The following is an 11,459-nucleotide window of genomic DNA, read 5'->3' on the forward strand; positions in this document are numbered from 1 at the left end:
AGTGTGATTGTCGCGAGGTGAAGCGCAGGTGATTCCCTTGAGCATTGTCTTGCTGTTGCTCTCCTTGTTCGTGCTTTGGGGACGTGCCCGCAAGGCCTCCATCTTGCCTTGATGATGTCTAAGCTTGGAGTAAACAAGATGAAACGCATGCCCATTTTTTATCTGTCCCACGGCGGCGGCCCTTGGCCGTGGATGGAAGGCTCCGTCCGCTGACGTCCTCCCCCGCGCCTGCGTACGCCCTCAATCCCAGCGCGTCACATCCTTGGAAGAAATAACTATGACGATCTCCCCGCTCCGCATCAACCACGCAGTGCTCTACGTCGCAGACCTCGAACGCTCGATCAGCTTCTACACCGACCTGTTCGACATGACGGTCGTCGCTCGCGAGCCGCGCGCCAACGCTGCGTTCCTGCGGCTCGCCCGGTCGGGCAACGACCACGACCTTGGGCTGTTCGGCATCGGCGCGGCCACCACACCGAAACCGCGCCGCGCCGTCGGTCTTTACCATCTGGCGTGGCAGTTCGACACCATCGACGAGCTCGTCGGAGCCCGCCAGGCACTGCAGCAGTCCGGCACCTACGCTGGCCAATCAAGCCACGGCACGACCAAGAGCATCTACGGTGTCGACCCAGACGGCAACGAGTTCGAACTCATGTGGATGCTTCCCCGTGACCAGTGGCACCTGTTCGAGGGCGCCGCACACCTCGACCCGCTCAACCTAGATGAGGAGGTTCGCCGCTGGAGCCAGGTCCAGACGGGCGGCCGGGCCGTGGCCGCGACCAGCGAAAAAACGTCATGACTACGTCGCAGCCCGCGGGCAAGCAAGCCGTCGCCGACGAAGGACGGCACGTCGCGACGACACAGCTGCGCCGCTACGAGATCAAGGACGGCCAGATGGAGACGTTCCTGCACTACTGGTATAAACTCATCGAGCAGCGTCAGAAATTCGGGTTCCGGGTCGTGTTCGCCTACGTCGACGACACCAACAACGAGCTGGTTTGGGCCGTCGAGCACGACGGTGACTTCAAGGCAGCCGAAGCCGAGTACATGCGCTCGGCGGAACGGGCCGCCGCGCTCATGGGGGCGCCGCAGGTGATGAAGGGCGCGAAAATCGGTTTGGCGATACGCGTGATGTGAGCGACGCTGCGGTCGCGCTACATGCGGCCGGGATCATGCATCGCATCGCCTCATCCGCTATGGTTGACCCTGAATAATTCAGTAATGGCCGAGACACGGCGTGACATGACGCCGTTCCTGAGTTTGAGCCTGCTATCCATTTGATGCCTGACACGCAATGGCTAGCGAGGGCGATCAGGAAGTCCGAAACACCGGCTATGACACCGGCCTCAGAAGGTAGCATGTTTTGAACGTGGAGGTAGGAGATGGAGTTGAGGCATCTTCGCCGCTTTCTGGTTGTGGCTGAGGAACTTCACTTCGCCCGCGCCGCCGAGCGGCTACATATTGAGCAATCACCGCTGTCGCGCGCCATCAAGGAACTGGAGGAGAACCTGGGCGTGCAGCTTTTTGCGCGCACGACACGCAGCACACGTCTAACCCACGCTGGAAAATTGTTCCTTGAGCATGTCCCCCGTGTTTTCGCTGCCTTGTGCTGCTGGTGGATCAGTTGCTTGACCGGATGGAGCAAAAGGGGCAAGTGGATCTGATCGAAGACTTTGCTGCAGCGATCCCGATCGAGATTATCGGCAACCTGCTTGGCGTACCGCACGACGAACGGGAACCTCTGCGCGACTGGTCGCTTACCATATTGGGAGCGCTCGAACCGGTCAATACGGAGGCGGCACTTGAAAAGTATGAATGCCGCGTGAATAATGTACCGGAAAGCGCACTGGAAACGGCCGTGAATGGCGCGTTAAAAGTGTACCAATCCTAGCCTGTAGTCTTATGTACGTGAAGGTGCATAAGAAAGGCGGAAAGGATGTTTCCCGTGGACTTATACGTCAAAGTACGTCGCGCCGTGATGGTCGAGAACAAGAGTGAGCGTGCCGTTGCGCGCTACTTCGGCATCCATCGCAATACCGTCAGGAAGATGTGCCAGTTCGCGGCGCCACCGGGCTACCGGCGAGCGCCGGCTCCGGTTTCTCCGACGCTGGCGCCGTTCGTGCCCATCATCGACGCCATTCTGGAAGCCGACAAGCAAGTCCATGTGAAGCGGCGCCATACGGCGGTGCGCATCCGCGAACGGCTACGTGACGAACACGGTTACCGTGGCGGCTACACCCTGATGCGCGAGTACGTCAACGGGGTGGCCAGTCGGCAGAAGGAAGTGTTCATGCCACTGGCGCATCGCCCCGGCCACGCCCAGGTCGATTTCGGCGAAGCCGACGGCTACATCGGTGGCAAGAAGGTACGTTTCCACTATTTCTGCCTGGACATGCCGCATTCGGATGCGTGTTTCGTCAAGACGCATCCGACCGAAGACACGGAAGCGTTTCTGGACGGCCATCTTGCTGCCTTCGCGTTTCTCGGTGGCGTGCCGCAATCGATTCTGTACGACAACACCAGGATTGCGGTGGCCAAGATATTGGGCGATGGCCAGCGTCGACGGACCCAGGCCTTTGCCGAGTTGCAGAGCTATTACCTGTTTGACGACAAATTCGGACGCCCCGCCAAGGGCAACGACAAGGGTAAGGTGGAAGGACTGGTGGGCTGCAGCCGGCGTCACTTCATGGTGCCAATGCCGGTGGCAGATGACTTCGATGCATTGAATGGACAACTGCTGGACGGCTGTCTCAAACGTCAGCGTGCCGTGCTGCGCGGCCAATCCGACAGCATCGCCCAACGACTGGTCCGTGACCGGCCGGCATTGATGCCCTTGCCGGTAACGCCCTATGACGCCAGCCACAAGCAAAGCAGCCGGGTGTCGTCGCAAGCGTTGGTCCGTTACCGCACCAACGACTATTCGGTACCGACGCAATACGGCCATCAGGCGGTGCTGGTCAAAGGCACCGTCGATTGGGTCGATATCTATCTGGTCGGCAAGCCGGAGTGCATTGCGCACCATCGCCGCAGTTATGCCAAAGCGGACTTCGTGATGAATCCACTGCACTATCTGGCCTTGCTGGAGAAGAAGCCGCGTGCGCTCGACCAGGCTGCACCGCTGCAAGAGTGGGCATTGCCGGCGGCGTTCGAGCGACTGCGACGCCTACTCGAAGCACGCATGGACAAACGCGGACGCAAGGAATATATCCAGGTCCTGCGGTTGCTGGAAACCTTCAGTATCGGGCAAGTCGAACATGCCATCGGCCAGGCGCATCACCTGGGCGTGCTCAGCTTTGACGCCATCAAACATCTGGTGCTGTGCGCCATCGAGCGACGGCCTCCCAAGCTGGACCTCACGCTGTATCCGTATTTACCGAGTGCCACGGTCGGCACAACCGATGCCGGTAGCTACCTCAGTTTGCTCAGGCAGCCTGCGCTGGTGACGCAAGCTGGCTTCAGAGGCAGCGTATGAGTACCGACATCGAACCGTCAATCGAGACCACCACGGTGGCACCGCAGGTGCTGTTGGTCAATCACTTCAAAGCCCTGAAACTGCCTACCTTCGCCCGCGAGTATGAGAAGGTCGGGGCTGACTGCGCGCGTGAAGGTGTGGATTACCCACGCTATTTATTACGGTTGTGCGAACTGGAACGTATCGACCGTGAACGCCGCACGATGGAGCGGCGCATCCGTCTGGCCAGGTTTCCGGTGACCAAGAGTCTGGATACCTTCGACTTCATGGCGATGCCTACCCTGAACAAATCCCTGGTGCTGGAGCTGGCACGCTGTGAATGGATTGATAAGCGCGAGAACGTCATCGCGCTAGGGCCTTCGGGTGTCGGCAAGACGCACACAGCGCTGGCGCTAGGATTAGCCGCCTGTCAGAAAGGACACAGCGTCGGCTTCACGACGGCTGCAGCCCTGGTGCATGAGTTGATGGAAGCGCGTGACGAGAAACGGCTGCGTGCCTTGCAAAAGCAACTGACTAACGTAAAGCTGCTGATTGTCGATGAACTGGGCTATGTGCCGTTCACGGCGGTGGGTGCTGAATTGTTGTTTGAGGTCTTTAGCCGGCGCTATGAACATGGCTCCACGCTGGTGACATCGAACTTGCCGTTTGACGAGTGGACCAGCGTTCTTGGTTCGGAGCGGCTGACGGGTGCGTTGCTCGACCGCCTTACCCATCACGTCCACATCCTGGAGATGAACGGCGAATAGTATCGATTGGCTACCAGCAAGAAACGGCAACAGCGCAATGCCAAACCAAACATCACTGCTGAAAAAGGAGGGGCCAACCCGTAACGACAAAAACAACGTCTTGAGGAAACGGGCTACGCTGCGCTACGCCCGTCACCCCAATTCTGCCTAGCATTGAAATGTGGATTGGAAAGAGAAAAATCCAGGGCCTCAACGGCTCTATTTATTAACCCGGACTGGTACTTTTAACGCGCCATTTGGTACATCTTCACTCCGGCATTGACAGAAAAGGGCAATGCGGCGGTCAAGGACTTTCTAGCTTATCTGGAGGTGTTAATCGACAACCGGCGCGCGAATCCGGGTAATCCGGAGCGAGATGTGCTGACCAAACTCATCCAGGGTGAAGAGAACGGCGAGCGCCTCACATCGAAAGAGTTGCTTCACAATTGCATTTTTTTGCTAAATGCCTGGTACGAAACCACGACCAATTTGATTGGCAATGGTCTAGTTGCGTTGTATGAGCATCCGGATCAGAAAGACTTGCTACTGAAAAGCCCGGAAGTGATCAAGACCGCTATTGAAGAAATCTTGAGGTATGAAAGCTCGAACCAGCTAGGAAACCGGATAACGACTGAAGCAGTTGAAATCCGAGGCATTTCGATGCCCGCTGGAACACTGATCACCCTGTGTATCGGTGCCGCCAATCGCGATCCGGCCGAATTCCCTGACCCTGAGCGGTTCGATATTACGCGTTCACCCAACCGGCATATTGCTTTCGCCATGGGAATCCATCAATGCGCGGGAATGAACTTAGCGCGGCTCGAGGGCAGAATCGTGATTTCTCGCCTGCTTGCCCGCTTCCCCAATTATCGGCTGACAACGCCTCCGATTCGGGGCGGACGCGCGCGCTTCCGCGGCTTTCTCAACGTGCCAGCGTCGGTCGTTATCCTGATAACATCATCATGACTATTAGACAGACAGATGTTGTCATTATAGGCGCGGGTCCGGCGGGACTATTTTCGGTATTCCAGGCTGGGCAGCTGGGGTTGAAATGCGAAGTCATTGACATCCTTGAGCAGCCTGGGGGGCAGTGCGCCGAACTGTACCCGGAAAAGCCAATTTACGACATACCCGGTATTCCGCACTGCAGCGGGGGATCCCTTACCACAGGCTTGATGGCGCAGATCGAACGATTTGCACCAATATTTCATCTAGGCGCGCAGGCCGACCAGCTTGAGTAGCAAGCTGATGGCCGTTGGCGCATCTGCACTACCGATGGCTCAATCATCGATGCATGCGCGGTCGTGGTGGCGGCGGGAGCGGGCTGTTTTACACCTCGCAAACTAGCTGTTGACGGTGCAACTGCATATGAGGGCACAAGCCTGCTGTATTCGGTAAAGAACATTGAGCAATTTTTGGGCAAGCGCCTACTGATTCTTGGGGGGGGCGACTCGGCGCTTGACTGGACCATTGCGTTGGAACAAGTGGCGAGTCGTGTAACGATGGTCCACCGCCGCGACGTATTTCGCGCTACTCCCGAATCTGTGGAACAGGTGCATCAGCTTGCCCGCGCTGGTCGCATTGACCTGCATTTCGGATCGATCTGTGCTCTGAAGGGCGATGCGCCCAATTTATCAGGTGCGGTTCTGTCGGGTTCCGACGGATCGACTACGGGGCTCGATTGCGACATCATCCTGGTCTTTTTTGGCTTAACCAATAAACTCGGGCCGATTAGCGAGTGGCACATTGGAGCCGCTGAAGATGAAATTCCAGTCGACCCTATCACCATGCAGACCCGGAAGGCTGGCATCTACGCGGTCGGTGATATCGCACAATATCCGGGAAAGTTAAAACTCATCGTAAGCGGATTCAGCGAGGCGGCCTTGATGGGCCGTGCGGTCTACGAATACCTTCGTGGTGAAAAACCCCGCTTTCAGTATTCAACTCACAGTCACGCGATGCAAAGCAGCGAACCTATTCCGCACGCTGCCTATATTGAAGCCGAGCCGCTTCAAGCGATGCCGTCCACAATGGCACTGCAAACGGACCCGACGAAAGTCACGTATGTGCTGGTAACGGACTTGGCCGGCAACGAGCATAGCCTGCCCGCAAAGCCTGGGCGTACGTTGCTTGAGATCATGGACGCCGCTAAAGTACCGGTGAAGGGCAGCTGCTTCGGCGCATGCAACTGTTCGACCTGCCACGTTTACGTGGACGAGGCGTGGTTCAATAAACTAGACCCCATGATCGATCAAGAACAGGAAGCGCTCGACCAGGTATCTACGCCAAAACCGTTTTCTCGGCTGGCCTGTCAGATTGAGTTCAGACAGGAACTTTCAGGCATGAAAGTGAAACTGACAGTAGATACAATTCCAGATTAGAGCTACGCTGATCAACCGCTGATTTCCGGAACAAGAAGAAAATTGTGCGATGTAATTCTGGAAATCTCAGTGTTCGACCGGTTTTCTTGCCCTGCCGGGCCATTTTCTGGTCGTTCGACCCGTCTTGCGCCCGCTATGGACGCACCTGTGCCAGAAAATGCCGGCGCGACAAATAAAGATTAGCCAAGGCCAGCGCCGTAAATGCGCGCGTAGCGTTCTTTGCCAGGCCGCGATAGCGCACCTTGGTAAATCCCCACAGGCGTTTGACCACCGCAAATACGTGTTCAACTCTGGATCGGATTTTCGACTTGTCGCGGTTCTTGCCACGTGCAACCTCGTCAATCTCTCCCGACTTGCGCGTGCGCTGGTTGGTGAAGTCGCGGGCGTTCGGCGCCTTGCAATGGATCAGCACCTTCTGGCTGGCGTAAGCGTTGTCGCCACAGACGCGCTGCTCCTGCCCGTGCAGCAAATCCGGTAGCGGATGTTTGTCGTGGACATTGGCCGATGTCACCACCGCACTGTGCGTCAGGCCGCTTTGGCTGTCGACCCCGATATGTAGTTTCATCCCGAAGTACCACTGCTTGCCTTTGCGCGTCTGGCGCATCTCGGGATCGCGCTCCTGTTTGCTGTTCTTGGTCGAACTGGGCGCGGCGATGATCGTGGCGTCGACAATCGTTCCTGTCTTCAAGGTCATACCGCTATCTTGCAGGACTCGTCCAACTCGGTAAACGGAATTGCCCACAAAGCGGCGCAGGCTGGCGCTGTCGTATAACGTATCTTCGCAAGCGAAGTCGGCCAGATTGAACCAATGCTGAATGAAGTGGATGCGTAGCATCCGCTCCAGCCCGATGGGCGGGCGTCCGTTGCCGCGTTTCGGATAGTGCGGTTCTACGACGGCACATAGTTCCTGCCACGGCACGATCTTCCCTATCGTGTCCAGAAACACCTCACGCCGCGTCGGTTTGCGATGTTGTTCGAATCCAGCTCCTTGATCAGCTGCCATTGCCAGGGTTTGCTGTGTCATCGTGATGCACCATTCGTAGCCATGCCGTCTTTAACGTCTGACGCAAAATCGGTGGACTTAATCAGCGTTGACGTAGTACACCTGACCGTTTTCTGTGGCTTCCGGCTGGAACCGGTAGGCGGCCAATCCTCTTATCTGCCGCTTAAGCATAAGAAAGGCGCTCGAATTAGTCTAGGCTGATGATGTGCTTGCGTGTTTAAGTTTCACCACCCCTGTGTCGGAATAATTACCGACCTAATCTGCGCCTTTAACATCTGAAGCGTGGCTGCTGCGGATCATACTTGTGCGCATTCACTGATTCCTGCGCGTGCAATTCTTCTCAAAAAATAAGGCCACCCGCTTTGCAACAGGCAGCTTACGTTCATGCAGATTGTGTGGGGCCACTCTTGAGTCTTTATTTCACGGGGTCGGTCTTGACCCATGCACCTTTCTTGAGTTCCACGATCATCATATCCGCGTCGCTTAAGCCGACATTGGTGGTTTTGGAGAAGCGGATAGTTTGTATGCTTGGAATCAGGTGGGTTTGAAGATATGTTTTGACTGCTTTCGGATCGGCGGGATTTTCTACATTGCGCAAAATGGCATCGATCGTGTCGACATTCAGCTTGCCCAGCAAATTGATCATATCGACGCGTTCGCCATATCGTTCCTGATAAGCTTTGGCGAACGCTACGGCACGTCTGGCGTATGAGGTCAGTAGAGAGGTCATTCAAGAGATGTATTGTTGTAGTTGAACAGCGTCTATTGTGCGTGACTATAAGATAAAGTATTTGCTACGTCAAATAATATTGATTGCTATGACAAATAAAAAAGTTGAATTGAAATCCCTTGTAATGGCCGATCTGGAAAATGTTCCGGATGATCTTTTGACCTTTAAAGTCTCAGTTCTTTCGCAATTGCTGGGACGAGTTGTCGAGGCCTCGGTAAGTAGAACGATGGGGTTGTCGGCACGGCAGTGGAGGTTTCTGATGACTGTGCATCGCGTTGGCACATCCACATCCGGAGAGATTGCTCAGTTTTCGCATCTTGACTATAGCCAGGTGAGCCGAGCAGGAGCTGAGCTTTTGGAGAGTGGCCTGGTGACGTATGTAATCGATAAGACTGATAAAAGAAAGTCTTTTGTCAGCTTGAGTGCCAAAGGAAAGCGCGCGATCGCGACGGGCATAGCTAATTCCATGGGGCGTCAAGATCGGCTTAAAGGAGTCATGTCGCCGGAAGAATATAAGGTGTTTGGGCGGCTATTGTCATCCTTGACCCAAGAAGCCAGGGCTATGCTGGCTGAGGAAAAGTCCAAGAAGGAATAAAAGGGATTTGAGTACCGGCTAGCCAGGCAGTCAATTAATCGTAACAATGGAAGTCGCGTATGCAAGTCGCCCAAGCAGAGAACAAGGACATCGTCTAAGTTAATTGATACGACGGCCGCGCGTATGATACGGACCGATTCATGTAGATACCTAAGAATGGCCATCACCCAGGCTGGCGTATAATCAGGCCTTACCGGAGGGCTGGGATGCGACTACACGAGGTCTGGATTAGCGAGCATCGGAATCCGCTCAGATCGACAGCACCGAACTGATTCGCCTCGCCGTCGAAATCCGGCGGGACGAAATACTGTCCTCGAAGCAGTTCCTCTACACATCGAAATGGGTACCCCTAGGCGCCCCTTGCAATCAGTGGGTTTTTTTGTGGGTTTTTCACGGGTATTCTAAGGGAAATGCAGGGGTATGCGACCCTATGACACCTCTCCGAAGGCTCATAAAATCGATGCCTTAGATTGGTTCGAGTCCAATCGTGCCTACCAGTATTCTCGGGTTTGTGGGAATGCTGGGATAAATTTGGATTTACTCCGAATTTATTTTATGAAAATTGTTGATAGCAAATTATGGATGGAAGCGCAGTATGGCTTCCATTTTTGCTTTTTCCCTTCCGCGATCCGCGGCATCAATCCGCTATAACGGTCGCTGCAACCGAATACCACGTCGTCTATTTCGATGCACTGCGACTGAAGATCCGGGATGAAGGCGTCGTGTAGATTGCATTGAATCCTGACTCATCCAACTACCAGCGTCAAGATCCAACGACCAGCTTCACGACCCTACGGCAGGCACGCTGCTTGCGGCAGCTGTGTTATCCACGACCGAATCATATCGTCACCTTCAGTGTGATTCACGTGGCGGCCGATGACGGGCATAACCGCCTCGGTATCGGTGTGGCTGATACGGTAGGCTCACGGATAAATAGCGCCCGCCGCCGCGAGCGCTTGAAAGAATTTGATTGAAGGCAATCTCAGATAGACCGGCTGCATGGGCCGGCCGGCCTGTATATCGGTAGTAAAACGCCGGCAGAGATCGCGGTTTCAATTGTTGCCGAAATGACCGCAGTCAGGAATGGCGTAAGCCTGCCGGATACGGTGAAGGCAAGCTACCGGGATCTCCGGGCGGGTGTTTGTGGCTAATGGTCAAGGCACGTAGAGAGGATTAGGCGCGACATAGGCCGTCACAGTGTGGTCAAGCATGCTTGCCGGGGCAGTCCGGTTCAAGTCGAATGACGAAACCATTATCGAGCCATCAAAATTCCAGGCGAATGATTTGCCGCCCACCAAGAACCTGACCGTTTCTCCACCGGTTACGTTGACGTACCTGGTGTCAGGGGTAATGACGATTGTTCGGGTGGCTGCTGATACTGGTATCGGATCGCCCAACAGATCAATCCTGGGCTGCGATCCGGCAAAGCTGGAAGCGCTGGCGGTCAACATGGCAACGACAGCGATCAAATGTCTTGGGTTCATTTTTACTCTCCAAAAAGTGTGGTTGATGATTCCGGACTCAGCGTTCCAGCATCATGCTGCTCGTCGGCCACTGACTCGGGGGAAATGCAGTCGTGTATAAGCGCGGCTCCATGAGTTGCAGTTTAATTGTTGTACACATCAAGATAAAGGTGGGGCATTGCAACATATTATTTCTAAAATGGAAATAATAATTAACGCGAAGTATTAATTGCGCGTAATCGATGCAATTTCTGGAGGGCGTGGAGCAGGGAGTGATTGAAGGTCAACGTGGTCACGCTGTGATATGAATTTCACACGCGAGCCACGGAGAAGTTTGATTCAGAATTGCATTTCGACGTTGCCGATGCCCGCCAGTTCAGCTTGCACCCGTTCTCCTTCCGCGGCAAACAACATCCCTGTGCAAGATCCGGTAGTTACGATCTGACCGGCACGTAAAGGCTGCCCACGTTGTGAGCAATGCAAAGCGAACCAGGAGCGCGCACGGTCAGACAACCGCCGACCAGGTTAACCTGCGTGCTGCATCGAATCAAAAAAAAGGCGGCGTGCGTTTCGCGCAAGCCGCCACATCCACCGTTGCGAGTCGTCTATTCCCGGAATAGACGACATCGGGTCAGTTCCAGGGCAGCGAGTACGTCTTGGTATTGGAGAAGCTTTTCATCGCTTCCAGCACGCCTTCCTTGTAGCCGAGACCTGAATCCTTGATGCCACCAAACGGTGTCAGCTCCAGACGATAGCCTGGCACCTCCCGCACATTGACGCTGCCCACTTCCAGCTCACGAACGAAACGGGTGATGTAGTCCATGCGGTTGGTGCAGACCGACGACGACAGGCCGTATGGCGTCGAGTTGGAGATGCGGATGGCATCGGCAATGTCGGTGCAGCGGATCACCGGCGACACCGGTCCGAACGTTTCTTCGGCAACCAGCTTGCAGTCGGCGGGTACGTGGTCCAGTACGGTCGGCGAGTAGACTGCACCGTTGCGGATATTGCCATATAACAGTTTGGCGCCGTGACGTTCGGCATCCTTGACCTTGGCTTCAAACTCGATCGCTGCACGTTCGTCGATCAC

The 11,459-nt window shown here is 55.4% G+C and carries 11 protein-coding genes and 4 pseudogenes; 11 read left to right on the forward strand and 4 right to left on the reverse strand.

Annotated features, from left to right (window positions below):
- Window positions 1–277 precede the first annotated feature (277 nt).
- The 9 genes and pseudogenes from BM029_RS22295 to BM029_RS26150 all read left to right on the forward strand — a co-directional run bounded on the left by BM029_RS22295 (window position 278) and on the right by BM029_RS26150 (window position 6,578).
- Window positions 278–799: a VOC family protein gene (locus BM029_RS22295; protein WP_092439830.1), complete on the forward strand. Its 522-nt coding sequence runs from the start codon at window positions 278–280 to the stop codon at window positions 797–799.
- A complete protein-coding gene (locus tag BM029_RS22300; RefSeq protein WP_092439832.1) occupies window positions 796–1,137 on the forward strand; it encodes a hypothetical protein in 342 nt (113 codons plus the stop codon). Before BM029_RS22295 ends, BM029_RS22300 begins: the two co-directional genes overlap by 4 nt.
- Before the next feature lie 245 nt (window positions 1,138–1,382).
- Window positions 1,383–1,607 (forward strand): annotated as a pseudogene (locus BM029_RS22305) (LysR family transcriptional regulator); the annotation flags it as partial.
- Window positions 1,604–1,810, forward strand: a pseudogene (locus tag BM029_RS22310) (cytochrome P450); the annotation flags it as partial. The pseudogenes BM029_RS22305 and BM029_RS22310, both read left to right, overlap by 4 nt.
- Before the next feature lie 126 nt (window positions 1,811–1,936).
- Window positions 1,937–3,472, forward strand: a complete 1,536-nt coding sequence (istA, locus tag BM029_RS22315; RefSeq protein WP_092439834.1) for an IS21 family transposase — start codon at window positions 1,937–1,939, stop codon at window positions 3,470–3,472.
- On the forward strand, window positions 3,469–4,218 hold the full coding sequence (gene istB, locus BM029_RS22320; RefSeq protein ID WP_092439836.1) for an IS21-like element helper ATPase IstB: 750 nt from the start codon (window positions 3,469–3,471) through the stop codon (window positions 4,216–4,218). Before istA ends, istB begins: the two co-directional genes overlap by 4 nt.
- Before the next feature lie 249 nt (window positions 4,219–4,467).
- Window positions 4,468–5,163, forward strand: a pseudogene (locus tag BM029_RS22325) (cytochrome P450); the annotation flags it as partial.
- Window positions 5,160–5,438, forward strand: a complete 279-nt coding sequence (locus tag BM029_RS26660; protein WP_211482522.1) for an NAD(P)-binding protein — start codon at window positions 5,160–5,162, stop codon at window positions 5,436–5,438. The pseudogene BM029_RS22325 and the gene BM029_RS26660, both read left to right, overlap by 4 nt.
- Before the next feature lie 21 nt (window positions 5,439–5,459).
- Window positions 5,460–6,578 carry an FAD-dependent oxidoreductase gene (locus tag BM029_RS26150; RefSeq protein WP_256381618.1) on the forward strand — a complete coding sequence of 373 codons (1,119 nt, stop codon included), beginning with the start codon at window positions 5,460–5,462 and terminating at the stop codon, window positions 6,576–6,578.
- A 133-nt stretch (window positions 6,579–6,711) separates the two neighbouring features.
- On the opposite strand, the gene BM029_RS22335 is transcribed toward BM029_RS26150, so the two are convergent.
- The gene (locus tag BM029_RS22335; RefSeq protein ID WP_092439840.1) at window positions 6,712–7,602 is read right to left on the reverse strand and encodes an IS5 family transposase; all 891 of its coding nucleotides are present in this window, start codon (window positions 7,600–7,602) and stop codon (window positions 6,712–6,714) included.
- Window positions 7,603–7,996: 394 nt separating this feature from the next.
- Window positions 7,997–8,311: a hypothetical protein gene (locus BM029_RS22340; protein WP_092439842.1), complete on the reverse strand. Its 315-nt coding sequence runs from the start codon at window positions 8,309–8,311 to the stop codon at window positions 7,997–7,999.
- 88 nt (window positions 8,312–8,399) lie between these two features.
- Between BM029_RS22340 and BM029_RS22345 the strand changes: the two genes are divergently transcribed.
- Window positions 8,400–8,906, forward strand: coding sequence for a MarR family winged helix-turn-helix transcriptional regulator (locus BM029_RS22345; protein WP_139217316.1), 507 nt, complete (start codon window positions 8,400–8,402; stop codon window positions 8,904–8,906).
- A 917-nt stretch (window positions 8,907–9,823) separates the two neighbouring features.
- A pseudogene (locus tag BM029_RS26390) lies at window positions 9,824–10,057 on the forward strand (XdhC family protein); the annotation flags it as partial.
- Between the two features lie 3 nt (window positions 10,058–10,060).
- On the opposite strand, the gene BM029_RS22355 reads toward BM029_RS26390, so the two are convergent.
- Together BM029_RS22355 and BM029_RS22365 are read right to left on the reverse strand one after the other, a co-directional pair.
- Window positions 10,061–10,390, reverse strand: a complete 330-nt coding sequence (locus BM029_RS22355) for a CzcE family metal-binding protein (protein WP_092439846.1) — start codon at window positions 10,388–10,390, stop codon at window positions 10,061–10,063.
- Between the two features lie 610 nt (window positions 10,391–11,000).
- Window positions 11,001–11,459: aldehyde dehydrogenase family protein (locus BM029_RS22365; protein WP_139217317.1), on the reverse strand; the 459-nt coding region annotated here is incomplete at its 5' end.

It is taken from the genome of Collimonas sp. OK607, assembly GCF_900111995.1.
In the GTDB taxonomy this organism is placed as follows: Bacteria; Pseudomonadota; Gammaproteobacteria; order Burkholderiales; family Burkholderiaceae_D; genus Collimonas.